The 22,981-nt window shown below is 70.1% G+C and carries 22 protein-coding genes; 9 read left to right on the top strand and 13 right to left on the bottom strand.

The window, feature by feature from the left end:
• Positions 1-104 precede the first annotated feature (104 nt).
• Entirely contained in the window at positions 105-2,252 is a 2,148-nt protein-coding gene (gene glgX / locus SA2016_RS14290) for a glycogen debranching protein GlgX (protein ID WP_066499245.1), read from the top strand.
• Positions 2,253-2,262: 10 nt separating this feature from the next.
• Here the strand turns inward: glgX and SA2016_RS14285 are convergent, their stop codons facing one another.
• The 3 genes from SA2016_RS14285 to SA2016_RS14275 form a co-directional block, all read right to left on the bottom strand.
• Positions 2,263-2,487: a hypothetical protein gene (locus SA2016_RS14285; protein WP_066499244.1), complete on the bottom strand. Its 225-nt coding sequence runs from the start codon at positions 2,485-2,487 to the stop codon at positions 2,263-2,265.
• A 99-nt stretch (positions 2,488-2,586) separates the two neighbouring features.
• Positions 2,587-4,077: a protein kinase domain-containing protein gene (locus SA2016_RS14280; RefSeq protein ID WP_084249544.1), complete on the bottom strand. Its 1,491-nt coding sequence runs from the start codon at positions 4,075-4,077 to the stop codon at positions 2,587-2,589.
• A gap of 409 nt (positions 4,078-4,486) precedes the next feature.
• Positions 4,487-5,230 (bottom strand): SDR family oxidoreductase, encoded by a 744-nt coding sequence (locus SA2016_RS14275; RefSeq protein ID WP_066499243.1) that lies wholly within the window; start codon positions 5,228-5,230, stop codon positions 4,487-4,489.
• Between the two features lie 82 nt (positions 5,231-5,312).
• Here SA2016_RS14275 and SA2016_RS14270 point away from each other — a divergent pair, with 82 nt between their 5' ends.
• Entirely contained in the window at positions 5,313-5,882 is a 570-nt protein-coding gene (locus tag SA2016_RS14270) for a TetR/AcrR family transcriptional regulator (RefSeq protein ID WP_084249543.1), read from the top strand.
• Positions 5,883-6,161: 279 nt separating this feature from the next.
• Positions 6,162-6,488, top strand: a complete 327-nt coding sequence (locus tag SA2016_RS14265) for a hypothetical protein (RefSeq protein WP_218030553.1) — start codon at positions 6,162-6,164, stop codon at positions 6,486-6,488.
• Between the two features lie 660 nt (positions 6,489-7,148).
• Here SA2016_RS14265 and SA2016_RS14260 read toward each other — a convergent pair.
• Positions 7,149-7,685: a hypothetical protein gene (locus tag SA2016_RS14260; protein ID WP_066499239.1), complete on the bottom strand. Its 537-nt coding sequence runs from the start codon at positions 7,683-7,685 to the stop codon at positions 7,149-7,151.
• A 591-nt stretch (positions 7,686-8,276) separates the two neighbouring features.
• On the opposite strand from SA2016_RS14260, the gene SA2016_RS14255 reads away from it, so the two are divergent.
• From SA2016_RS14255 to SA2016_RS14245, 3 genes are read left to right on the top strand one after another with little or no spacing between them, the layout of a single operon-like run.
• On the top strand, positions 8,277-9,644 hold the full coding sequence (locus SA2016_RS14255; RefSeq protein WP_169803079.1) for a glycosyltransferase family 2 protein: 1,368 nt from the start codon (positions 8,277-8,279) through the stop codon (positions 9,642-9,644).
• A gap of 3 nt (positions 9,645-9,647) precedes the next feature.
• The gene (locus SA2016_RS14250) at positions 9,648-9,986 is read left to right on the top strand and encodes a hypothetical protein (RefSeq protein WP_066499235.1); all 339 of its coding nucleotides are present in this window, start codon (positions 9,648-9,650) and stop codon (positions 9,984-9,986) included.
• Position 9,987: 1 nt separating this feature from the next.
• Positions 9,988-11,163 (top strand): glycoside hydrolase family 26 protein, encoded by a 1,176-nt coding sequence (locus SA2016_RS14245; RefSeq protein ID WP_066499233.1) that lies wholly within the window; start codon positions 9,988-9,990, stop codon positions 11,161-11,163.
• Between the two features lie 26 nt (positions 11,164-11,189).
• Here the strand turns inward: SA2016_RS14245 and SA2016_RS14240 are convergent, their stop codons facing one another.
• Both SA2016_RS14240 and SA2016_RS14235 read right to left on the bottom strand, forming a co-directional pair.
• On the bottom strand, positions 11,190-11,975 hold the full coding sequence (locus SA2016_RS14240; protein WP_066502607.1) for a 3-hydroxybutyrate dehydrogenase: 786 nt from the start codon (positions 11,973-11,975) through the stop codon (positions 11,190-11,192).
• A 62-nt stretch (positions 11,976-12,037) separates the two neighbouring features.
• Positions 12,038-12,775 (bottom strand): acetoacetate decarboxylase, encoded by a 738-nt coding sequence (locus SA2016_RS14235; RefSeq protein ID WP_066502604.1) that lies wholly within the window; start codon positions 12,773-12,775, stop codon positions 12,038-12,040.
• A gap of 148 nt (positions 12,776-12,923) precedes the next feature.
• Between SA2016_RS14235 and SA2016_RS14230 the strand changes: the two genes are divergently transcribed.
• Positions 12,924-13,787, top strand: a complete 864-nt coding sequence (locus SA2016_RS14230; RefSeq protein ID WP_066499232.1) for a LysR family transcriptional regulator — start codon at positions 12,924-12,926, stop codon at positions 13,785-13,787.
• 36 nt (positions 13,788-13,823) lie between these two features.
• On the opposite strand, the gene SA2016_RS14225 is transcribed toward SA2016_RS14230, so the two are convergent.
• Positions 13,824-14,402, bottom strand: coding sequence for a TetR/AcrR family transcriptional regulator (locus tag SA2016_RS14225; RefSeq protein ID WP_066499231.1), 579 nt, complete (start codon positions 14,400-14,402; stop codon positions 13,824-13,826).
• Positions 14,403-14,527: 125 nt separating this feature from the next.
• Between SA2016_RS14225 and SA2016_RS14220 the strand changes: the two genes are divergently transcribed.
• Positions 14,528-15,238, top strand: a complete 711-nt coding sequence (locus SA2016_RS14220) for an SDR family oxidoreductase (protein WP_066499228.1) — start codon at positions 14,528-14,530, stop codon at positions 15,236-15,238.
• Positions 15,239-15,286: 48 nt separating this feature from the next.
• On the top strand, positions 15,287-15,949 hold the full coding sequence (locus SA2016_RS14215; protein ID WP_066499226.1) for an NADPH-dependent F420 reductase: 663 nt from the start codon (positions 15,287-15,289) through the stop codon (positions 15,947-15,949).
• 50 nt (positions 15,950-15,999) lie between these two features.
• Here SA2016_RS14215 and SA2016_RS14210 read toward each other — a convergent pair whose 3' ends face one another.
• The 6 genes from SA2016_RS14210 to SA2016_RS14185 all read right to left on the bottom strand — a co-directional run bounded on the left by SA2016_RS14210 (position 16,000) and on the right by SA2016_RS14185 (position 22,882).
• Entirely contained in the window at positions 16,000-17,499 is a 1,500-nt protein-coding gene (locus SA2016_RS14210; RefSeq protein ID WP_066499223.1) for a glycoside hydrolase family 32 protein, read from the bottom strand.
• A 6-nt stretch (positions 17,500-17,505) separates the two neighbouring features.
• Positions 17,506-18,429: a PfkB family carbohydrate kinase gene (locus tag SA2016_RS14205; RefSeq protein ID WP_066499221.1), complete on the bottom strand. Its 924-nt coding sequence runs from the start codon at positions 18,427-18,429 to the stop codon at positions 17,506-17,508.
• On the bottom strand, positions 18,426-19,217 hold the full coding sequence (locus SA2016_RS14200) for a carbohydrate ABC transporter permease (RefSeq protein WP_229710783.1): 792 nt from the start codon (positions 19,215-19,217) through the stop codon (positions 18,426-18,428). The genes SA2016_RS14205 and SA2016_RS14200 overlap by 4 nt, the downstream gene beginning before the upstream one ends.
• 152 nt (positions 19,218-19,369) lie before the next feature.
• Positions 19,370-20,353 (bottom strand): carbohydrate ABC transporter permease, encoded by a 984-nt coding sequence (locus tag SA2016_RS14195; protein WP_084249540.1) that lies wholly within the window; start codon positions 20,351-20,353, stop codon positions 19,370-19,372.
• A gap of 74 nt (positions 20,354-20,427) precedes the next feature.
• Positions 20,428-21,720: a sugar ABC transporter substrate-binding protein gene (locus tag SA2016_RS14190; protein ID WP_066499220.1), complete on the bottom strand. Its 1,293-nt coding sequence runs from the start codon at positions 21,718-21,720 to the stop codon at positions 20,428-20,430.
• Between the two features lie 109 nt (positions 21,721-21,829).
• Positions 21,830-22,882: a LacI family DNA-binding transcriptional regulator gene (locus SA2016_RS14185; RefSeq protein WP_066499216.1), complete on the bottom strand. Its 1,053-nt coding sequence runs from the start codon at positions 22,880-22,882 to the stop codon at positions 21,830-21,832.
• Positions 22,883-22,981: the final 99 nt, after the last annotated feature.

The raw sequence follows: 22,981 nt of genomic DNA, 5'->3' as shown, positions 1-22,981 counted from the left end.
GATGGACGGCTCACGGTGTCCCCACCCTAGCCGCGCGCCGGGGGCGGACCAAGGACCTGCGACCCTTCACCTCCGCGCCGCCGATTCTCCGCTACCCTCAGCGAATGGAGCCAAACACCCAGGACGCCTACTGGGGCGCCCGGCCCACGGCAGCCGGCACCGACTTTGCCCTCGCCACCGCCCCGGAGGCCGAGCGCGTGGAGGTCTGCCTCGTGGACCACGAGACGTGGGAGCAGCGCTGCTTCGACCTCGCCCGCACCGGCACCACCGCCGCGGGGCAGGCCGTGCGCTGGGAGGGCACCGTGCCCGCGTGCGCCGCCGGCCAGCACTACGGCTACCGCGTCCACGGGCCCTGGGACCCGGCCCGCGGGCTGCGGTTCAACCCCTCCAAGCTGCTCCTGGACCCGCACTCCCTCGCCGTCTCCGGCCGCAACGAGTGGGGCCAGCAGATGCACGCCTACGTCTTCGGCGACCCCGCCACCATGGACACCTCGGACTCCCTCGGCCACAGCATGCTCTCCGTGGTGGTGGACCACGGCGAGTACGACTGGGAGGGGGACACCCACCCGCGCACCCCGTACAACGAGACGGTCATCTACGAGGCGCACCTCAAGGGCCTCACCCAGCTGCACCCCGAGGTTCCCGAAGCGCTCCGGGGGACGTACGCGGGAGCCGCCCACCCCGCCGTCGTGCGTCACCTCGCCGAGCTCGGCGTCACCGCCGTGGAGCTCATGCCGGTCCACCAGTTCGTCAACGACTCCACCCTGCTGGACAAGGGCCTGGTCAACTACTGGGGCTACAACACGATCGGCTTCTTCGCCCCGCACTCGTTCTACTCCTCCTCCGGGGACCACGGGCAGCAGATCTACGAGTTCAAGGAGCTCGTCAAGGCCTACCACCGCGCCGGGATCGAGGTGTTCCTCGACGTGGTCTACAACCACACCGCCGAGGGCAACCACCTCGGGCCCCAGCTGAGCTACCGGGGGATCGACAACGCCGCCTACTACCACCTCGTGCCCGGCAACGAGTTCTACTACATGGACTACACCGGCACCGGGAACTCCCTCAACGTGGGCCACCCGCTCACCCTCCAGCTGGTCCTGGACTCGCTGCGGTACTGGGTCACCGAGATGCACGTGGACGGGTTCCGGTTCGACCTCGCCGCCACCCTGGCCCGCGAGGAGGGGAACGTGGACATGGTCTCGCCGTTCTTCGAGCTCATGGCCGCGGACCCCATCCTGTCCCGCACCAAGCTCATCGCCGAGCCGTGGGACGTGGGCCCCGGCGGGTACCAGGTGGGCAACTTCCCGCCGCAGTGGACCGAGTGGAACGGCAAGTTCCGCGACTGCGTGCGCGACTTCTGGCGCGGCGAGCCCGGGACGCTGCGCGAGCTGTCCATGCGCGTGGCCGGCTCCGCGGACCTGTACGAGGAGCTCGGGCGCAGGCCCAGCGCCTCGATCAACTTCGTCACCGCACACGACGGCTTCACCCTGCGCGACCTGGTCTCCTACAACGGCAAGCACAACGAGGCCAACGGCGAGGGCGGCCGCGACGGCGCCGACGACAACCGCTCGTGGAACTGCGGCGTCGAAGGGCCCACCGACGATCCCGGGGTGCTCGAGCTGCGCGCCCGCCAGCAGCGCAACATCCTGCTCACCCTCGTGCTCTCCCAAGGCGTGCCCATGCTCTCCCACGGCGACGAGCTGGGCCGGACCCAGGGCGGGAACAACAACGCCTACTGCCAGGACAACGCCACCACGTGGATCGACTGGGAGCACGCCGACACCGACCTGGCCGACTTCACCCGGCGCCTGCTGCGCCTGCGCGCCGACCATCCCGTGTTCCGCCGCCGGGCCTTCTTCGACGGCTGCCCGGTGGACCCGGCCGAGGGCGACCCGCTGCCGGACATCGCGTGGATCGACGCCGACGGGTCCTCGATGGGCCAGGCCGACTGGGACGAGGACTGGGCGAAGTCCCTCGCCTTCTTCCTCAACGGCAACGCCGTGCCCGCCGTGGGCCGGCACGGCGCCCCGGGGGACTCGGACTTCCTGGTGATCCTCAACGCCGCGGACAACGACGTGGACTACCACATCCCCGGCGGCGTCTTCCCGCACAAGTGGACCACCGTGCTCACCACGTGCGCCGACCACCTCGTGGGGGAGACCGCAGCCGCCAACGAGGTCTACACGGTCCCCGCCCGCAGTGCCGTGGTGCTCGAGGCGGCGCCGGAGCGGCTCGACGCGGAGGACTGAGGCGCCGCGCCTACCCGCTCCAGAGGTCCCCGGCCTCGAGGCGGGCGAGCTGCGCGAGCGCCTGCTCCTCGCTGAGGCCGGCCCGGATCAGGTCGTCGAGGAGCTGCTCCTGGCGGCGGTGGGCGTACGGATCGATCGGGTCCGCATCCGGGGGCAGCGGGGGCAGGCCGTGCCACGGGTCGCTGGGCGCGGAGGCCCAGTGGTGGCGGGGCAGGCGTGCGGGCACGTCCTTCATGGCTCTCCTCCTGAACCTCCCAAGACCGTTCACTGACAACGATCCACGAGATGCCCGCGGCTCTGGAGGGCCTTTAGTCCCAGGGCGGGGTTCCCGGGGTCAGCCCGCGTTGGGGAGACCCACGAGGGGCGCCTGTTCTGCGGGCATCGGTTCCGGCGTGCGTACCGGTTGCGGCGCGGGGACGACGGCGGGAGGCACGACGGCGGCAGGCACGACGGCGGGGGAGCTCGCCTCGAGCGTGGCCCGGCGCAGCACGAGCTGGTCCATGACGAGGCCGGCCAGGTCGCGCAGCGTCGCCGCGTGGGACCTCGAGAGGGTGCGCGGCACCCGGTCCAGGACGGACAGCGTGCCGATGTTCGCCCCGGCGGGGGTCTTGAGGGGGACGGCGGCGTAGAACCGCACGCCGAGGTCCCCGCACACGAGCGGGTTGGCCACCGCGAGGGGATCCGCGGCGGCGTCGGGGAGCACCCAGAGGTCATCCTGCAGCACCGCGGAGGCGCACAGGCCCGGGTGCCGGTCCACGTGGTCCGCCTCGAGGCCGTGGGTGGAGAGGAACCAGATCCTGTCCGCGTCCACGATGCTCACGGTGGCCATCGGGACGCCCAGGACGCGGGAGGCCAGGCGGGTGATGCGGTCGAAGGCGGCGGACTGAGCGCTGGCCGGCGCCGCGTAGCTGCGCACCTCTGCCAGGCGCAGCGCCTCCTCCGCCTCCGCGAGCTCGGGCAGCGGACCCGCGAGGGTGCCGAGGGCGGCCAGCCGCTGCAGGGCCGCCGCCGCCTCCGCCGCGCTGGGGCGCGCGGCCGGGTCCATGGCCGTCATCCCGGCCAGAAGCTGACGCCACAGGGGATCGACGTCGTCCGGGATGGGCGCCGGGAGGGTGAGCCGCCGGACGGCGCTCTCGAGCGGCGGCCCGGGGAAGGCGAGCCGCCCGGTGAGGCACTGGAGCAGCACGAGGCCCAGCGAGTAGACGTCGCTCTCCGGGCCCGCATGGTCGCCGCGGACCTGTTCCGGGCTGAGGAAGGCCGGGGTGCCAGAGACCGCGTCCTCGAGCGTCAGCTCGGAGTCGGGGATCCAGGCGATGCCGAAGTCGGTGAGCTTGGCGTGGAACCGCGCGGCCTCCTCCGGGTGGTCCAGCAGGAGGATGTTGGCCGGCTTGATGTCCCGGTGCACCACGCCGCGGGCGTGGACGTAGGCGAGGGCCTCGCACAGGTCGTGGCCGATCTCCGCCACGGCCGAGGACTCGAGCGGCCCGTGCCGGAGGTGCTCGCGCAGGTCCGCTCCGGTGACCAGCTCCATGACGAGGTAGACGCGCGCGGCGCCGCCGGCGGTGCGCTCCGTCCCGGCGTCGAGGAGCGTGACCAGGCCGGGGTGGCTGAGCTGGGCGAGGAGCTTCACCTCCGTGTCGCTGCGCCGCAGCTCCGCCTCGTCCATGGCCCCGGGCTGCATCACCTTGACGGCGACCTCCCGGCCCAGGGACTCGTCGCGCGCCCGGTGCACCACCGCCGTCGACCCCCGCCCGATCACCTCGAGCAGCCGGTACCGGCCCCCCACCAGGTCCTGCTCCCCACCGTCGCGGCGATGCTCGGCCATCCCACCTCGTTTCTCGCGAACGGACGGAAGAAGGCAGCCTGAGCGGCGCCAGCGGGCCCGATTGGGCGGAGATTACCCAACTCGCCAGTAGGTGAAACCGCGGCCGGGCGCGGCAGGCGACGTCCCGGCGTCGACCGTCGGGGCCGGCGGGTAGCCTGAGACCCGAGGGGGGCCAGAGAGCGACTCGTGCAGCACCCTTCTGCGAACGGCAGCGAGTGCCCGAGGAGGCCGCCGGTCCACGAGCCCGAGTACTGGCGCACGCTTCCGTGGGACCATGCGCCTGGCGCCCTGCTCCTGGCGGAGGGGGGCGGGCCTTCTCGTGGCCCACACACCCGAGCTCTGGGAACAAGCCCGACTCGAACTCGGTCTCTGAATCACCCCCAAGGGCGCCCACACCTAGGGGATGCGGTCAGTTGAGTCCGCCGTTTGCGCGGAGGGCCTGACCGTTGATCCAGTGTCCGGACGGGCCGACGAGGAACGCGACCGCGTTGGCGATGTCCTCCGGTGTGCCGAGGCGCTCCAGGGGCGAGGCGTTCGCGAAGAACTCGACCTGCTCGGGGCTCTTGCCCTCGAGGAACATGTCGGTGGCCGTCGGCCCGGGGGCGATGGCGTTGACGGTGATGTCCCGGCCGCGGAGCTCGTGGGCGAGGACGAAGGTCATCGCCTCGACGGCGGCCTTGCTGGCCGCGTAGCCGGTGTAGCCGGGCAGGACGCGGCCGATGACGGAGGAGGAGAAGTTCACGACCGCGCCGCCGCAGCGGACCCTTCGGGCAGCCTGCTGGCTCACGACGAAGGTGCCGAGCACGTTGGTCCTCAGCATCCGCTCCAATTCTTCGAGGTCGAATTCTGCCAGGGGCGAGAGCGACATGCGGGCTGCTGCGTGGACGACGACGTCGACGCCGCCGAAGGCCTCTTCGGCGGCGTCGAACAGCGCCGCGACGGCCGCCGGGTCGGTGACGTCCGCTTGCACTGGGACCGCGCGCGACCCCAGCCCCTCGACCGCTGCCACGACCTCCTCCGCCGCGCCCGCGTCCTGTCCGTAGCCCAGGGCGAGGGAACAGCCGTCTGCGGCGAGGCGCTCGGCAACCGCGCGGCCGATGCCCCGCGAGGCTCCCGTCACGAGGGCGACACGATGGTCGTCAGTTGCGGGCATGGGATAGCTCCTTCGGCAGTATATTTCTAGTCTGGAGACTAGAAATATACTCCAGGCTGGACTTCGTGGCAGACTCGGTCCCATGGCGGAAGCAGTCTTGGGCCGGCGCGAGCGGCAGCGTCTGAGGATGCGGGCCCGGCTGCTGGAAGCGGCCCTGTCGCTGTTCGAGGCGCAGGGCTTCGAGTCAACAACGATCGACCAGATCGCCGAGCGCGCGGACGTCGCCCGCCAGACCGTGCTGAACCACTACCCGGCCAAGCGGGACTTCGTCCTCGCCTGGGGAGAACGGCGCAGGCAGGAGGCGGCGGCCGCCGACGTCCTGGGCGCCGGCTCGATGCGCGAGCGGCTGCACCGCCTCTACGACGTGCTGGCCGAGGTCAACGAGCGTGAACGCCAGCTGACCCGGATGCTGCGCGGGCAGATGGTCGTCCCCCAGCCCATCCCGCCAGCGCTCACTGCCGCGCTTGACGACGGCGCGGCCACCGGGGAGCTCCTCAAGGGGATCTCGGCCCAGGATGTTGCCGAGATCCTCGCCGCGGTCTACTTCGACACGCAGAACCGATGGCTCCTCGAAGAGCCCGCCGGCTTCGACCTGAAAGCGGCCCTCAGCCGCAAGCTCGACCTCATCCTCGGACAGCTCACCAGCACCTGACCCGGGAACGCACAGCAGACACCGGCGGCCTTTCGGCAAAGGTCGGGGCCGTCGCATGCCGGGGGTCCCCTCAGCTTCCAGGGTCGATGCGGTCCTAGATGTGGAGATTGTGCAGGAGGCTGAGCTTGGTCCGGGCGTGGGCCTGCATGCGGTGGAGGTTCCCATCTGGTCTACGGCGCCTGGGCCCCGGCGACATCCCGCGTTGGGACGAAGCGTAGGGTGAACCAGGTGGGTGAGCGGCGGTGGCCTTTGCGGATCGGCTGGATCGGTCTGGGAGTCGTGAGCCTCGGCATCATGGGCTTCGGCGTAGTGATCGCCATCGCGCCGATGGGCGCCGACGAGTTGCTCTACCGCGCCGACGGACTCGCCTCGATCGGACTGGGCCTGCTCGGCGGCCTCCTCGCGGTGATCCCGTACCGCCGGCGCGAGCGCTGGGCCTGGATCGCGCTCTGGTTCTACCCCGTTTTCTGGACCATCCATCTGGTCTTCGAACTGCCGCCGGGCAAGGACCACATCCACCAGGTCGTCTTCATTGCCCTGTCACTGCTTGGGCTGCTCCTGCCTGTGAGGGCATTCTTCCCACGAGGCCGAACTGTCGTCCGCTGAAGAATCCTCTTGCGAGCAGTGCCCGGCAAGCGGTGCATACCCTGCCCCCGCTAGCCCTTTGCCGCTGATTGCGCTCGCTGCCATGATGACCGGAAGGAGGGCGTGGGCGACGATACGTGGGTCTTGGCGCGGGCGATCTGGCGGAGGATGTCCTCGTACACCGGTCCGGCTGGTTCGTGCTGGGTCTCGGCACCCATGGGATCCCCCTCGAGGGTTCCGTCCGAGTGACAGCGGCTCTTCCGCACCGTCGCCGGCGGGCACCGGCCCGCCAGTGCGGTCGTTGCCCGATTCCGCGACTGCCAAACGTGCCGCGGGAGACGGTGCTCGAGCAGCCCGCGGGCCGATTCGCCCGTGGACCCAGGCATTCCTCGCGCCGGCGGTTCGACCCAAACGGAGATGACATTCTCTGGATAATCAATTGACTGACTTGTCGCGCATTGGGTAGGACGGTATTGGATCCGCTGGCTCTGGCGGAGGGTGGCGGGGTCGCGGGAGTTTCGTTCATGGGGGGCTTCCGCGGACCCGCCCCACGGGATCACCCCATGCCTACAGCGTTCGTGGCAACGATCGTCCTCCTCCGGGCTTGCGACCGGACGAGGACGCCGGAGGGGCTTACGTGCCTTCGAGCGCGGCCGGCGACTGCCGCCGCGCTGTCGGTTCTCAGATCGAGCCGGTCAGGGAGTAGTGGCCCGGACCGGGTGCGTTCTCGGGGTTGTTCGGATAGATCATGAGGCGGGCACCGCTCCCGTCCGGGTATGCCTTCGCCCACTGGGCAGTCCTCCCGTCGCGGTCCTTGGCCACGGCGTCCCAGCCTGCCGCCCGGGCGCGCCTGTCGAGGTCCGAAAGGACGTCCGATGCAGGTGCCGTGGAAGTGAAGTCGACCTCGTAGCTGGCTCCGAAGGTTCCGCCGGATCCGAAGACGACCGGGTCGTTGTGCGCAGGGGTCTTCTGCTCGCCGGTCTTGGTCGAGCCGGGAGGGAGCGAGGCGAAGACCGGGTCGCTCAGCAGGTTCGCCAGCGGGTGCGCGTCTGTGCTGCTCGGATCGGGCCGCTTGGACCTGAGCGTCATGTTCTGCCCCGGAGGGTCGGTCCTGGCCGGCGGGGTGCTCTGGCCGGAGCCGCATCCCGCGAGGACGACGCACCCCACCACGAGGGCAGAGACAGCCCTCAACGCGCGGATCCCGTCGACAAGCATCATGATGAGCCCCCTGCATTCCGACCAGCGCTGATCGGCACTTCCAGGGGGAAGTGTAGGTGCCCGGGGCCGGCGTGTTGAGAGGCGCCGAAGGAGGCGATCGGCAGGGGTCGCGGCTGCTAGGGCAACTGGTCGGCGAGGTCTTCGATGGCCCAGGCCGGTTTGGCGCTCATCGCTCTTTCTTCCCCGACGTCGGCCGGGGAGGACAGCTTCGAGGACCTTCGCTGCCCCCATGGAACCGATACCGAGCCCTCGGTAAGTAGTCGGCGGTGCACGCCGCCGGCCCGTTGCGTACAGGCACCGTACCCCTCCCGCGGCCGCCCGCGTACCCGTGTCCGCCGGCGCCCAGTAACGCACCAGTAACGCCCCGCGAATATCGGGTAAGGGCTACTGGTGAATCACTCCGATTGCGCAGCTTAGAGTCAAGCAACGGTCTCGAAAGTCAAGAAACGGCTTCGCCTCCGGGCATTTCCATTCGGACATTCCGTCCATGCCCGGAGGGCCGTTGGTCCGCGCTCTAATGATCTGGGGGGATCCATGGCCTCGTTCTTCGACGACATTCTCACTGGCGTCGGAATTCTCCTTTTCGCCGCCGTGTCGTTCATCGGCTGGCGGATGTTCTCGTATTGGAGGAGCTTCCTGCTCCACTGGAAGAAGTACCGGCGGCTCGAGTCCGTCACCACGGAGAATCTCCGTTCCGTGGCGGTGCCCTTCGTGAAGATCCAGATCACCACCCGAGGTGCGGCCGGCAGCTTCGAGGTCATCGAACGGGGCATCGACAACGTGATCGCGCTCGCGGACGAGGCCCCCGAGTTCTATGGGCGGTTCCTCTCCGTGGAGGTCGTCACCGAATCCGAAGCACAGGGCGAGCGGCTGCTGAAGGCCTTCGCCCACGCCCCGGTGGAGGTCGATGTCCTCGTCATCCCCTCCGAGTACCAGACTCCGGCGGGGACGCAGATGAAGGCCCGAGGGCTGCACTACGCGGTCGAGCAACGGCGTGCGCTGTGGAACAGGAAGCCGGGCAGGACGTTCATTGTCCATTACGACGAGGAGAGCGTGATGGTCCCCGGGGAACTGCGCAAGCTCATGGGGTGCCTCGCCGAAACTCCCAGCAGCATTCTCGAGGGCCCTATCTTCTATCCCCTCGATTACCTCCAGGCCTCGCCGATGTGCCGCTCTATGGAAGCGAACCGGCCGATTGGCTGCTACGAATGCCGTCACGTGATGGAGGCGGGAACTCCGCTCCACCTCCACGGATCGAATCTGGTGATCGAGGAATCCCTCGAGAATGAAATCGGCTGGGATATCGGATGCCTGGACGGCGAGCCGTTCATCGCCGAGGACTACGTGTTCGGCATGAAGGCGTTCACCCGGTACGGAGGGGACATCTTCGGGTGGCACGGCTGCGTCATGCTGGAGCAACCGCCCTTTTCAGTACGCAGTGCCTTCAAGCAGCGGTACCGCTGGGTCTTCGGAGTGCTGCAGGGCCTCGCGGACCTCAAGCGCAGCAGCCGGTTCGGGGCGCTCTCCGCGACGACGAGATTCGCCCTGCTCTGGGGCACGCGCTACCGGATCGCCTCCTTTGCCATGGGATGTGTGGTCTCGGTCCTGTCCTTCGCTGTCCTTCCGGCCTTCCTCACGAAGACGGTCGCCTCGATTTACCTCAATCAGGCCGCGCCCCTGCCAGGGCCGGCCAGCGCGTGGCTCTCCCTGGTCGGGATGATGTGGATCGGCTCGGTCTTCGTCGGAGCGTGGCACAACCTCGCCGATTCCGGCCTGGACGGGTCCACCCGGAAGACCGAGATCGCCAGGGCCGTGGTGGCTGCTCCGATCGCGGGACTGATCGAGAGCTCCGCGGCGCTGTGGGCCGTGCTGGCCTGGGCCCGTGGGACACGGCGCGTCAGCTGGGTCCCCACCCCCAAAACCCTCGAGGCGGATGCCGCCCAGACCAGGAAAGGCTAGGCCATGAGCGCAACGACCCTCGTCGATGACAGGACCGCACCAGAGGGGCACGCCTCCACCCTCGCGGCGGACGGCACCGCCCCCCGGACGGGGGCCGTGCCCCGTGCGGAGGAGCCGGCGCCCGCCGTCGCCCGAGTCCGGTTCGCTGCCCTGACGGGCCGCCTCCTGATGGTCCTCGGGGCGCTGGCGGTCGTGACGGCGTACGTCCTCCTGCCGCTGGCGGCCGCCCTCCGCGCCGGCGCCGTCCTGGGCGGCATGGCGCTGGTCCTCGCCGCGGTCATCGTCGTGGAGGCCGCACTGGCGGTCGCCCTCATCGTCCTGAAGACCCAAGCGAGGCACTAGCATGCCGCCGAGCCTGCCCGTCCGCCTCAAGCTGGCGATGGCAGCGCTCGCACTGGCCGCCGGGATCATCGCGACGGTGGCCCACGGGCAGAGCGCCCCCGCGCCGCCGCAGAGCAGCCCCCAGACCTACTTCGGCGTCCAGCTGGACAGCGCGCGCGACACGGTGGGGGGCTACGCCGCCCGGCTGGGCCAGGCGCCCGCCCTCTACGGGTTCTACATCGACTTCCCCCTCCAGCCCGCAGACAAGGCGTCCATCGACGCCCAGGCGCACGAGCTCGCCCAGCGCCGCTCGTCGCTCATGCTGACGCTCGAACCGCGGGGAGGGCTCGGTGCGGTGACGCCAGCGGCGCTGGCAGAGCTCACCCGGTCGCTCCAGGCGTGGAACGGCCTCGGGGTGCCCGTCCTCGTCCGGTTCGGGCAGGAGATGAACGGCTCCTGGTACCCGTGGGGGCAGAGGCCGGCGGAGTACATCGAGAAGTTCCGGCAGGTTGCGGCCGCCGTCCACGGCTCCGCGGGCTCCGGGACGATCTGGGCCCCCAACGAGGGCGGCGGCTACCCCTTCGAGGGAGGAGCGTACGAGGCGAAACCCGGGACCGCAGACTTCACAGCCCTGGACACCGACAAGGACGGGCGCCTCACCCAGGAGGACGACCCGTACAGCCCCTACTGGCCCGGGGACGACGCCGTGGACTGGGTGGGCCTCTCCGTCTACCACTTCGGCACCGCCTACCCGTGGGGCAAGAACACGGTGCCCGAGCCGGGCAAGCTCATCGGGAAGATCACCGGCACCTATCGGAGCGCCTCTGTGGACGAAACCGCGGTGCCAGACTTCTACAGCCTCTACGCGGACGGGCACAGCAAGCCCTTCGCCATCTGCGAGACGGGCGCCTTCTACAACCTTTCACATCCCGACGGCGCCTCGGCCCTGAGCATCAAGAAGGCCTGGTGGGACCAGCTCTTCGAGCCGCAGCTGCGGGCGCGGTTCCCCCGGCTGAGGCTGGCCGTCTGGTTCGAGTGGATCAAGCAGGAGAACCAGCCCGGCAATCCGACGGTGGACTGGGCGGCCACCGAGGACGGCGCCACCGGCCAGGCCTTCCGCAGCGCTCTGCCGAGCAGCTTCGGGATGGCACCCGTGCCGTCAGCACCGGAGGCCGCCTTCGCCCGACCGGGCCCGTAGGCGCCAGCCCGCAGCGGGTTATGGGGTCAGCGGGCGCTCCAGCCGCCGTCGGCCACGAGGGAGGTGCCGGTCATCGACGCGGCCATGGGGCTGCAGAGGAAGGCGGCCATCTCGGCAATCTCCTCGGGCTCCACGAGCCGCTTGAGCGCCGCGGAGGCGAGCATCACGCCGCTGAGGACCTCGTCCTCGGAGATGTCATGGGCCGCGGCCTGCGCCTCGATCTGCTTGTCGACCAGCGGCGTGCGGACGTAGCCGGGGTTGACGCAGTTGGAGGTGACACCGTGGGCGGCCGCTTCGAGCGCCACGACCTTGGAGAGGCCCTCGAGGCCGTGCTTGGCCGCAACGTAGGCACTCTTGAACTCCGAGGCCCGCAGCCCGTGGACCGAGGAGATGTTGATGATCCGGCCCCAGCCGCGCTCGTACATGCCCGGCAGCGCGGCCTTGATGATGCGGAACGGCGCCTCGAGCATGATCCGCAGGATGAGCGAGAACTTCTCCTCGGGGAACTCGGTGATGGGGGCGACGTGCTGGATGCCGGCGCAGTTGACCACCACGTCCGCGTCCAGGTCGACGCGCCCGAGCGCGTCCAGGTCGGAGAGATCGACGACGTGGCTCGAGCCGCCGGTGATCCCGGTGACCTCCTCGAGCGCGGGGGCGGAGATGTCCAGGGCCTTCACGTGGGCCCCGGCGCGGGGCAGGCGCAGCGCGATGGCGCGGCCGATCCCGCTGCCGGCCCCGGTGACCAGGGCTGTGCGGCCGGCCAGGTCGAGGCGGACGACGTCCGAGAAGGGGGCGGGGGTCTGTGCGGTCATGCGGGGGTCCTCGTTCTGGGTGGTGTTCACGGGCTGGGAGGTGGTCACGGGCCGGGAAGCGGTCACGCGGCCAGGTAGTCGTGCACGAGCTCGGCGCGCGGCAGGGTGAGGTCGGTCAGGATGTGGCTCGCGGAGACGATCTCCCGCACCGGCAGGTCGGCGAGCGGCGCCATGGCGTGGGCGAAGAGCTCGAGCCGCGCCGGCCCCGTCCAGGCCCCGCGGATGGTGAGGTCCTCGATCTGGGTCTGCACGAGCTCGGCGATGCGGGGCGTGCCGTCGTAGCCGGGCATGAGCTTGAGCATCAGGGTCGGGACGGCGATCTCGGCCCGGGCCTCCTCGGGGTCCATGGGCGCGTGCTTGAAGCCCATCGTGGCCGTGGCCACGCGCAGGCTGCCGTAGTCGAGGGTTCCCACGAGCGTGTCCGAGTCGGTGAACAGGCGGGGCCTGCCGAGCTTCTTCGGGTAGGCGCTGCCCTCGCGGCCGAGGGAGATCGCCGGGCCGTTGTCGAGGTACATGCTGTGGATGTAGTCCACGTCCCGGCCCTCGTGCCGCACCCGCAGGACCTGTCCCGACTCGGTGTAGTCGCCGAGCCCCGAGCTGTCCGGCATGCGGATCACCTCGAAGCGGACCAGCGGGTCCGCGACCTCGAGCGGCTCGGGCACGATCGCCCGCAGGGCCTCCGGGTCCGTGCGATAGGTGATGTTCAGGTACTCCCGGCTGACGAACCGGTAGGGGCCCTGGGGATAGGCCGGGCCGCCCAGGGGAGTGGTGGTGGAGCGGAGCACATCGTTGCTGAGCACGGAGGCATACGGCTTTCCGGCGTGCGTCCTCTGCGGATCCGGGGCGGCCCGCACGCCGTGATGCCCTCCGGTCCAATGCCGGATCGACGCTAGGCTTCCCAGACCTCGGAGTGAAATGCCGTTCCCGTCCGATTCATACAATAAGTGCATGGATCCTGGCCTGCGCGACCTGAGACTCTTCATGGCCCTGGCCGAGGAGGGGCACTTCACGCGGGCCGCCGCCCTCGAGGGTGTCAGCCAGCCGTCGCTCACCCGCGCCGTCGCCCGGATCGAGCGCTCCCTCGGGGCGCGCCTCGTGGACCGGACCACCCGCAGCGTGGCGCTCACGACGGCGGGGGACCGGCTCCGCGGCGAGCTCGCCGCGGTCCTGCCGCGCCTCGATGCGGCGCTGCGGGCGGTGAAGGAGGCGGACGTCCTCCGGCTCGGGTTCACCTGGCTGCTGCCCAGCGAGCTCGCCCGGCACCTGATCGACGGGCTCGCCGCGGCGACGGGAGCGCAGGTGCAGCTCGTGCGCCGGGACGACCGGTGGGGCGGGGTCGCGGACGGCAGCACGGACGCGGCGATCGTGTACGGCGGGACCGGGACGCTCCCGTCGCTGCGCACCGTGGAGCTGGCTACGGAGGCCCGCGTGGTCGCCGTCGCCCGCGAGCACCCCCTCGCCCGGCGGCGCCGGCTGCGGTGGGCGGAACTGCCCGCCTACCCGCTCGTGGTCAATGCCGTCAGCGGCACCGTGGGGCCGGAGATGTGGCCCGCCGGCCAGCGGCCCGAGGTGGCGGTCAGCAGCCGCAACTACGACGAGTGGATCGAGATGGTCGCGGCCGGGCGCGGCATCGGTGTCCTGCCCGCCACGGCACGCCAGCACCCCCACCCGGACGTGCGGTACATCGCCGTGGCGGACTCGCCGGAGGTCTCCCTCGAGCTCGTCCTGCCGGCCCACGGCGCGCACCCGCTCGCGCAGGCCCTCGAACGGTACGTGCGCGAGGCCGAGGACCTGGGCGGCCCGCGGGGCTGAGCCGTTCCGGAGCCGGCCGTGCACGACGGCGGCGGGTCAGTCCGCGGGGCAGCCCGCCTCGATGAGGCGCCAGGCCAGGTCGAGGGCGCGGCCGCCGTAGGCCGCGCCGTCGAGGACGGCGGCCGTGGCGTAGGCGCCGTTGAGGACGATCAGCAGATCGTCGGCGAGCCGGTCGGGCTCGGACGTCCCCGCCTCGGCTGCGAGGGAGCGGAACCAGTCCCGCACCTGCTGCTTGTGCGCCACCGCCGTCAGGTGCGCCGGGTGGCCGCCGTCGGGGAACTCGGTGTTGGTGTTCAGCATGGGGCAGCCGCGGTACCCGGCCCCCGCGGTGTCCTCGGCGAGGACCTCGAAGACCGCGAGCAGCTTGTGCCGCGGATCGGGGTGCTCGCTCGCCGCCTGTTCCATGCGCTCGAACCAGGCGTCGGCGCGGCCCTCCACGTAGGCGGTGGCGAGGGCGTCCTTCGTGGGGAACTGGCGGTAGACCGTGGCGTTGCCGACCCCGCACTCCTTCACCACCGCGTCCATCCCGACTGCCCGGATGCCCTGCCGGTAGAACAGGCGCGTGGCCACGTCGAGGATGTTGCGCCGGTTCTCCTCGGCCGTCCTGCGAGCCATCCGGGCCCACCTCGCTTTCATCTCGTCCCGCGATTCCGGCTTCCAGTTTGACAGACGGAACGATCCGTCACAATCTTGGAACGGAACGATCCGTCACATCCACGCCGAACACTTTGGAGGCTGCCATGAGCGCCCAGAACCTTGCCGGCCAGCACGTCGTCGTCATCGGCGGCACCTCGGGGATCGGCCGCGCCGTCGTCGAGCATTCCCTCGCCGCCGGCGCCCGCGTCACCGCCGCCGCCCGCACCACGGAGGGCGTGGGCCTGCCCGCCAGCGCCGCGCTCGAGGGCGTCGACCTGACCTCGGGCAGCTCGGTCGAGTCCCTCTTCGGCCGGATCGGCGCGTTCGACCACCTCGTCCTCTCGGCCGGCCCCGGCGCGATGGGCACCGTCCGCGACCTGCCCGCCGAGGCCGCCCGGCCCTACATGGACACCAAGTTCTGGGGCTACTACGAGGCCGTGCGGGCCGCCGCCGGCCGGATCGCTCCGGAAGGCTCGATCACGCTGGTCGGGGGAGCGGCGAGCCGCAAGCACGCCCCCGGCCGGCCCATGATGGCGGCCATCAACGCGGCCCTCGAGGCGTTCGGCAAGGCCAACGCCGTGGACCTCGCCCCCATCCGGGTCAACGTCATCGCCCCCGGACTGGTCGACACCCCCGCCTACGCCGGGATGCCCGCGGACATGCGCCAGGGCATGCTCGACGGCTACGCCGCCAGCGTCCCCGCGGGGCGCGCCGGCCTCCCCGAGGACGTGGCCGCGGCGGCCCTGTTCCTCATGGCCAACACGTTCGTGACCGGCGCGGTCCTTGACGTCGACGGCGGCGCGCAGGTCAGCTAGAAGCCCCCACCTTCCACAGCCCAGAAACCTCCTCCGAAGGGACACCTCATGGACATCGCAGTCCTCGGCACCGGCATCGTGGGGCGCACGCTCGCCGCGCGCTTCGCCGAGCTCGGACACACCGTCACGATCGGCACGCGCGACCCGAAGGACACGCTCGCCCGCACCGGCGAGGGCGAGTTCGGCGACTGGGCGGCGCGGAACCGCGCCGTGGGCGTCGCCACGTTTGCCGACGCCGCCGCTGCCGCCCGCCTCGTGGTCAACGCCAGCAACGGGGCGGCCTCCCTCGACGTCCTCGAGCTCGCCGGGGCGCACCAGCTCGCGGGCAAGGTCCTCATGGACGTCGCCAACCCCCTGGACTTCAGCCACGGCATGCCGCCCACCCTGTTCGTCAAGGACACCGACTCGCTCGGCGAGCAGATCCAGCGCGCCTACCCCGCGGCCCACGTGGTGAAGACCCTCAACACCGTCAACGCCTCGCTCATGGCCCACCCTGAGCAGCTCCCCGAGCCGGGCACCGTGTTCGTCGCCGGGAACGACGCCGGGGCGAAGGCCGCCGTGGCCGGCCTCCTGGCCGAGCTGGGCCACCGCGACGTGATCGACCTCGGCGACATCACCGCCGCCCGCGGCACCGAGATGATGCTCCCGGTCTGGCTCCGGCTCTGGGGCGCCCTGGGCGGCCCGGCCTTCAACTTCAAGATCGTCCGCTGAGCGTGGGAGGGGCAGAAGGGACGAGGCGCGGCGCCGCGGTCCCCTCGGTGTCAACCCAGGACCGCGACCTCCACCGTGGCCAGGACGACTGAGGGGTCCGCGAAGAGCTCGATCTCGGTGTCCCGCCCGTGGGGGAAGACGAGGTCCGTGATGGTCGCCAGGCCGCCCTGGATGAAGACCTCGAGGGAGCAGGCGTCGATGTAGACCTCGAGGTCCATCCGCTCGCCAGCCTCGAGCGGAGCGCGTTCGATGGAGGGGAAGTCCTGGTGGAAGTCCACCCGCCCCGAACCGCGGCGATCGAGCCGGATCTCACCCGCCGCAGGGTCCACGGTCAGTCGCGCGCCCTCAGCGCCGGGGCCTCCGATCCGCAGTCCGAACGTTCCGGCCGCTGGGGCGGTGGCGCTGATGCTCACGCGGTGGACCTTCCCGTGGGCGGGCGTTGCGAGGGCGGCGCGTCGGCCCGATCCGGCGGCGCCGAGGACCTCCGTGGCATCGGTGGTCTGGGCTGCTGGCGGGACGATGGGGGTCTGGATGAGGCGAGGATGCCCATTGACCGTCCGCACCGTGATCTCCCGGGGAAGCGACATGGCGCTCCGCCAGACGCCTGTGGGCGTCGCGGCCGCATAGTCCCAGTTGTTCATCCAGCCCATCATGACGCGGCGGTGCGGGAGGCCGCCGAAGGAGACAGCCGCGTAGTAGTCGCGGCCCCAGTCGAGCCAGGAGCCCCGCAGTGACGGCTCGCGGGGAGGCGCCGTGGAGGGCTGCGTGGACTGTTCGGTGAAGCGCACGCCGTCGAAGGACCCAAGGAAGTACCGGGTGCCGGAGCCGCCGGCCACACCGCCGGGATTGACGCTGACGATGAGCGCCCACACGGTGCGCTCGGGGTCGCCGTCAAGGGGCAGTTCGAACAGGTCGGGACATTCCCAGACGCTCTCAGGAGGTCCGTCTGCTGCGAAGTCGCTGAGGTACTCCCAGTGGATGAGGTCGGCCGACTTGTACAGGAGCACGCGCTGCTCTGCGGCCTCGACGGCGGCCATGACCCAGTAGGCCCCGGCAGGACCCTCGTACCAGAAGACTTTGGGGTCGCGGAAGTCTGAGGAGCCGCGGTCCAGCACCGGGTTGCCGGCGTACTTGGTCCAGGTCCGTCCTTCGTCGAGGCTGTAGGCGAGGGACTGGGCCTGGATGCCGGGGCGGGACGACTCCTTGCCGTAGGCGCTGGTGTAGACGGCGACCATGGGTGCTGCAGAGCCATCGCCGAATCCCGAGGTGTTGCGTTCGTCCACCACAGCGCTTCCGGAGAAGATGGCTTCTTCGTCGTCGCAGGGGATCGCAACGGGCTGCTCGGCCCAGGTGTGCAGGTCGGTGGAGGTTGCGTGGCCCCAGGACATGTTGCCCCAGTCCGCACCGAAGGGATTGTGCTGGTAGAAGAGGTGGTACACGCCGCGGTGGAAGATGAGGCCGTTCGGATCGTTCATCCAATTCCTGGCCGGCGTGTAGTGCAGGCGCGGACGGTAGCGGTCGCGCGTGGGCGCGGAGGCGATCGAAGTCATGATGGGTCAGTTCTGTAGCAGGGTGTGCGACGGGGACACGGATCCGGCGGCCATCTCGGCGAGGAGCGGTGGCTCGGCACCGGTGCGGGAGACCGTGATGGCGGCTGCACGGGCGGCGAAGGCTCCGGCCGAGGCGAGCGCGGCGTCGCTGAGCGTGTCGAGGAGCGGGCGCCCCGGGCCGAGCAGGGCGAAGAGGAGGGCCGCCATGAAGCTGTCGCCCGCGCCTACGGTGTCCGCGACCGTGGCAGGCACCGCGGCGGCGTCGGCCGTTCCCCGCGGTGACGCCAGCAGCGAACCGGCGGCGCCGGCGGTGAGCGCGACCACCCGTGGCCCGAGCGCGGCGATGGTGCCCAGCGCCTCGCGGGCCGGGAGCCCCGGGTACAGGAAACCGGCGTCATCGTCGCTGAGCTTGACGATGTCGGCGAGGGCCGCAAGCCGCTCGAAGCGCTCCTGGGCCTCGCGCTGATCGCCGACGAGGCCGGGACGGATGTTGGGATCGAAGCTCACCGTCGCTCCGGCGGGCAGTGCCCTGACGATCTCCTCGACCCTTTGGGCGCCTGGTGCGAGGAACGCCGCCACCGACCCGATGTGGACATGGTCGGCGACGGGAAGCCGGATATCCGCGGGGAGCGCCCAGGCGAGGTCGAACGCGTAGCGGGCGGCGCCGTCGTCCGCGATGTACGCCGAGGCAGTCGAGGTGGCGGGGGCCGACCAGGACTCGGCAAGGACTGCCACTCCGGCCCCGGCGAGGTGGTCCGCGACGGCCTGCCCACGCCGATCCGTGCCCAGCGCCGTCAGAAACGATGTCCGGACCCCGAGCCGTGCGAGGCCGAGGGCGACGTTCGCCGGCGAACCGCCGGGGTGCTCCTCGGTGCCCGACGGCGCGTGGATGATGTCGACGAGGCTCTCTCCGATGACAAGGACGTTCATCCCTTGACCCCGCTGGCGGCAATGCTGTTCACGAAGGCGCGCTGGAAGGCCACGAACAGCGCCACCACCGGGAGCGTGATGATCGAGGTGTACGCCATGACCTGGCCCCAGGAGACGTTGAGCTGGAAGAAGTACTGCACCCCGATCATCACGGGGCGGAGCTCCTCACTCTGCACCACCATGAGGGGCCACAGGTACGAGTTCCACGCCGGGAGGAACGTCAGGATGGCCACCGTGGCGATCGCCGGCCCGGAGAGCGGCATGACCACCCGGCGGTAGATCGTGAACCAGCCTGCGCCGTCCATGCGGGCCGCCTCGTCGAGTTCCTTCGGGATGGACTCGAAGTACTGGTGGAAGAGGTAGATGGAGAAGGCGTTGGCGACGAAGGGGAGGATCTGCACGCGGTAGGTGTCGAGCCAGCCGGTGGTGAGGGTGAGGTTGAATCCGTCGAGCTGGAGCCAGGGGAGCTGGTTGACCCACCACACGAGCGGCAGGGCAAGGGTTTCGAAGGGCACGATGAGCGTGGCGATGATGAGGGTGAGGATGATCGCCTTTCCGCGGACCCGCATGCGGGACAGCGCGAACGCGGCCATCGAGTTGATGATCACCCCGAGCACCACCGTCACCACGGAGATGCCGATCGAGTTGACCAGGAAGCGCGCGGCGGGGACCCGGTCGAAGACAGCCGAGTAGTTGTCGAGCGAAAGGTGGCCGACAGGCAGGAACGCCGCGATCGAGGACAGGTCGCCGAAGATCTGCTGGTCGGGCTTGAGCGAGGACACGAACATGAACAGCAGCGGGAAGCTGAAGACGATGCCGAGGGCGATGCGGACGAGCCACCCGCCAAGGCCTGTTCCAGGCCGCAGCCCGCGGGCTGCGGGCTTGCGGAGGCGGAGTGGGGCCAGCGGGGAGCGGGCAGGGGGCTGGACGGTGGCCATGGTCAGGACTTCTCTCGGGTGAGGTAGCGCTGGACGCCGGAGACGAGGAGCACCAGGACGAAGAAGACGAGCGAGATCGCCGAGGCGTAGGACGTCTCCTGCTGCTGGAACCCGGTCTGGACGGCCTGGTAGACGATCGTGCTCGTCGATTCCAGGGGGCCGCCCTGGGTCATGACGTTGACCTGCGTGAAGAGGCTCAGCGCTTGGATCGTGATGGTGATGAGGATCAGGTTCCGGGTGGGGCGCAGGCTGGGCCAGGTGATGTACCGGAAGCGCTGCCACCCGCCCACGCCGTCGATCGCCGCGGCCTCGTAGAGGTCCGCCGGGATGGTCTGCAGGCCTGAGAGCCAGATGATCATATGGAAGCCGGCGGCCTGCCAGACCGACATCAGGATGATGGCGGGCATGGCCGTGGCGGTGTTGTTGAGCCAGTCCGGGCCGTGGACCAGCCCGAAGGTGGCCCTGTCGATGATCTCGTTCAGCAGGCCGTCCTGGCGGTAGATGAAGAGCCACAGGAGCGAGACGACGACCATCGAGGTCACCACGGGCAGGAAGTACAGGGTGCGGAAGAAGTTGACGCCGCGCACCTTCACATTGACCAGGAGCGCCATCGCGAGGGCAAGGCCGGACTGCACCGGCACGACGACGACCGCGAAGTAGGCGACGTTGGCCAGCGAGTGCCAGAACGTCTCGTCCTGGAAGAGGCGCACGAAGTTGTCCAGGCCCACGAACGATGGCGCGTACGGGGCCAGGAGCCGCGCGTTCGTGAAGGCGAGCCCGAAGGCGAGCAGCGCCGGGACGAAGACGAAGACGATCAGGAGGAGGACGGCGGGCCCCAGCATGGCCCACCCGACGCGCTCCTCCCGGCGGCGGCTGCGGCCAATGCTGCGGGAGCGGGCCCTGGCGTCCTGGACCTGTCCAGGCGGGGAAGGCTTGCGGGATCCGGACCGGTGAGGGACGCGGTCGAGAAGGTGGTTGGCAGTCATGGGAGTTCCAGTCGTGACGAGTTGCGAGCAGGGAGGCCCAGGGGGGGGCCGCCGTGGGCGGCGCCCCCTGGTGGTCAGCTCTTGTAGCCGTTGTTGGACTTGATGTTGTCGTTGATGTCCTTGGTGGCCTTGTCCAGCGCGGACTTGGGGTCACCGCCGGAGAGGATGTCCTGGACGGTCTTGCCGAACTCAGTCGCGATGTACGGGTAGGCCGGCGTCTCGGGGCGCATCACGGCGTAGCTCTTGGAGAACTGGCGGAAGATGCTGTCTTCCCCGCCCGGCGCGTACGCCGGATCGAGCGCCGAGGCTTCCTCGGTCGCGGGGATGGTCCCGGTGGCCTGGGCGACCTTGGCGACGTTCTCGGGCTTGAGCATGAAGGACAGGAAGTCCATCGCGGCCTGCGAGTTCTGGCAGCCGGCCGTGACGCCCCACTGCCAGGAACCGCCGCCCACCTTCGGGCCCGTGCCGAGGTCCGGCGGCGGGAGCACCACAAGGTCCTTCCCGAGGGCCTTGCGCGCCTGGTCGGCAGCCCACGAGCCGGTATAGAGGATCGCGCTCTTGCCGTTGAGGAAGTCCTTCGTCGGGTCCTGGCCGCTCTTCTGTGCCATGTAGCCGCTGCTGACGAGGCCGTGGAACCACTGGGCCCACGCGACTGCCTTGTCGCCATTGAGGGCGCCGTCCGCGCTCTGGTAGTCGGTGCGGTTGACGAGGTCTCCGCCGAACGACTGGAGGAACGGCGAGTAGGCGTAGGGGAGCCACTCGCCGGTGCCTCCCGTGCCGAGGTCGAGCGGGTGGTCCCACTTGCCGAGCTTCTTCAGCGAGGCGAGTGCGGCGCTGAACTCGTCCTTGGTCCAGGGCTTGTCCGTTGTCGGGACGCGCACTCCGGCAGCCTTGAGGTCCGAGGCGCGGGCGAGCATCGCCAGCGAGACATCGTAGAGGCCCACCGAGTAGGTCTGCCCGCTCCACTTGCCGACGGTCGAGGGCAGGTTCTTGGACAGGTCGGCGCTCAGGTTGAGCGGCTGCAGGTACTTCGACCACGCCCAGTTGGGGACGTTGGGCTCGTCGATGTCCAGAAGGCAGGGCAGCTTGTGGGCGGCGGCGGCAGCCACCACCGAGTTGTTGTACGAGTCCTGGGGAAATGCCTGGACCTTGATCTGGACCTTGCTCTGGCTCTTGTTGAACGCGTCGACGACCGACTGGTCGGCCGCGAGCTCGGCAGCATTGCCCGCGTTGTGGGTCCAGAGGGTGAGCGTGCCGTTGGCTCCATCGCCAGAGCCGGTGGTGCTCTTGCCGCACGCGGCCAGGCTTCCGCCGATCGCGGCCGCCGCTACACTGGCAGCGAGGAGCCGCCTGAGCGCTGTCTTCATGCGCTTTTTCCTTTTCGATTCCGTGGATGGATGGGAAGGGGACGGATGGTTCCGACCGGGGTGCGGCTGTTGCAGCAGCCGCACCCCGACTGGGTGAACCGGCTCGGACCTAGGAAGAGGCCTCGGGGCCGGGCGAACTCGAGTGGGGCGGGGCCACCGACCCCCGCCGGACAATCGGGCATTCGAAGTCGAGATGGACCGGTTCGCCGGCCTCCTCGGGATGCTCGATCTCGTCCAGGAGGCGGGTGACGGCCCAGCGTCCCATCTCGTAGTGCGGAAGGGCCACGGAGGTCAGGCCCGGCCACAGCCCGTCGGCGATGATCTCGAAGTTGTCGATGCTCACCACCGAGAGGTCGTCCGGGATCCGCAGTCCCAGCCGGGCTGCGACCTCGTAGGCGCCGAAGGCCTGCCGGTCGTGGAAGCAGAACAGCGCAGTGGGCGGTTCAGCAAGCCCGAGGAGCTTCTCGGCACCGGCCCGGCCGCCGGGCACCTCGGGGGCCTGGCGCGTCACGAGATCCGGGTCGAACCCGATCCCCGCGGCGGCGAGCGCCGCGCGGTACCCTTCGAGGCGCCCGAATGCCGCCGGGATGTCGTCGCTGTTGTTGATGAAGCCGATCCGCCGGTGGCCGGCATCGATCAGCTCCTGGACGGCGGTGCTGGCCGCGCCGACTTCGTCGGGCACGACCGAGGAGAGCGTGCCCTCGGGGTCGAAGGCATCCAGCAGCACCGCCGGAATCCCCGCCACGGCGGCGGGAACACTGGCCTCCTGGTGGTACATCTTCGCGATGACGATTCCGTCCACCTGATGCTGGAGCAGGGTGTTGACCTGCTTCTCCTCCAGCTCCGGGTTCCGGCCGCTGTCGACGAGCATGAGAAGCCATCCCCGCTCGTAGGCGGCGTCCTGGGCGCCCAGAACCAGTTCCCCTGCGAAGGGTGTGCTCGCGATCTCGTCACTGACGAAGCCCAGCAGCTGGGACCGCTGGTTGCGCAGGGCGACGGCGATCCGGTTCGGCGCATAGCCCAGGCGTGCCGCAACCTGCTGGACGTGCTCGCGGGTTTCGGGGTTCACGCGGGACTGGTGCGTCTCGCTGAGCGCGTGCGAGACGGTCGTGACGGACACGCCGGCTGCCCTCGACACGTCGCGGATTCCGACCTTGGCCATCGCTTCCACCTCGCTTCCAAAACGTTTTGTATGTTGTGTATCACAGTCTGGCGCAAACCGTTTTGCATTGTCAAGAGAGATGTCGTGGCGGGAATTACA

This window comes from Sinomonas atrocyanea (assembly GCF_001577305.1).
GTDB lineage: Bacteria > Actinomycetota > Actinomycetes > Actinomycetales > Micrococcaceae > Sinomonas > Sinomonas atrocyanea.
Note: the sequence above shows the minus strand (reverse complement) of the source record. Positions and strands in the feature narration are given on the sequence as shown.

Bases quoted from the DNA above. Each gene is read 5' to 3' on its own strand.
- glgX (WP_066499245.1), top strand. From the start codon at position 105: ATGGAGCCAAACACCCAGGACGCCTACTGGGGCGCCCGGCCCACGGCA.
- SA2016_RS14285 (WP_066499244.1), bottom strand. From the start codon at position 2,487: ATGAAGGACGTGCCCGCACGCCTGCCCCGCCACCACTGGGCCTCCGCG.
- SA2016_RS14280 (WP_084249544.1), bottom strand. From the start codon at position 4,077: ATGGCCGAGCATCGCCGCGACGGTGGGGAGCAGGACCTGGTGGGGGGC.
- SA2016_RS14275 (WP_066499243.1), bottom strand. From the start codon at position 5,230: ATGCCCGCAACTGACGACCATCGTGTCGCCCTCGTGACGGGAGCCTCG.
- SA2016_RS14270 (WP_084249543.1), top strand. From the start codon at position 5,313: ATGGCGGAAGCAGTCTTGGGCCGGCGCGAGCGGCAGCGTCTGAGGATG.
- SA2016_RS14260 (WP_066499239.1), bottom strand. From the start codon at position 7,685: ATGATGCTTGTCGACGGGATCCGCGCGTTGAGGGCTGTCTCTGCCCTC.
- SA2016_RS14250 (WP_066499235.1), top strand. From the start codon at position 9,648: ATGAGCGCAACGACCCTCGTCGATGACAGGACCGCACCAGAGGGGCAC.
- SA2016_RS14245 (WP_066499233.1), top strand. From the start codon at position 9,988: ATGCCGCCGAGCCTGCCCGTCCGCCTCAAGCTGGCGATGGCAGCGCTC.
- SA2016_RS14240 (WP_066502607.1), bottom strand. From the start codon at position 11,975: ATGACCGCACAGACCCCCGCCCCCTTCTCGGACGTCGTCCGCCTCGAC.
- SA2016_RS14230 (WP_066499232.1), top strand. From the start codon at position 12,924: ATGGATCCTGGCCTGCGCGACCTGAGACTCTTCATGGCCCTGGCCGAG.
- SA2016_RS14225 (WP_066499231.1), bottom strand. From the start codon at position 14,402: ATGGCTCGCAGGACGGCCGAGGAGAACCGGCGCAACATCCTCGACGTG.
- SA2016_RS14220 (WP_066499228.1), top strand. From the start codon at position 14,528: ATGAGCGCCCAGAACCTTGCCGGCCAGCACGTCGTCGTCATCGGCGGC.
- SA2016_RS14215 (WP_066499226.1), top strand. From the start codon at position 15,287: ATGGACATCGCAGTCCTCGGCACCGGCATCGTGGGGCGCACGCTCGCC.
- SA2016_RS14210 (WP_066499223.1), bottom strand. From the start codon at position 17,499: ATGACTTCGATCGCCTCCGCGCCCACGCGCGACCGCTACCGTCCGCGC.
- SA2016_RS14205 (WP_066499221.1), bottom strand. From the start codon at position 18,429: ATGAACGTCCTTGTCATCGGAGAGAGCCTCGTCGACATCATCCACGCG.
- SA2016_RS14200 (WP_229710783.1), bottom strand. From the start codon at position 19,217: ATGTTCGTGTCCTCGCTCAAGCCCGACCAGCAGATCTTCGGCGACCTG.
- SA2016_RS14195 (WP_084249540.1), bottom strand. From the start codon at position 20,353: ATGACTGCCAACCACCTTCTCGACCGCGTCCCTCACCGGTCCGGATCC.
- SA2016_RS14190 (WP_066499220.1), bottom strand. From the start codon at position 21,720: ATGAAGACAGCGCTCAGGCGGCTCCTCGCTGCCAGTGTAGCGGCGGCC.
- SA2016_RS14185 (WP_066499216.1), bottom strand. From the start codon at position 22,882: ATGGCCAAGGTCGGAATCCGCGACGTGTCGAGGGCAGCCGGCGTGTCC.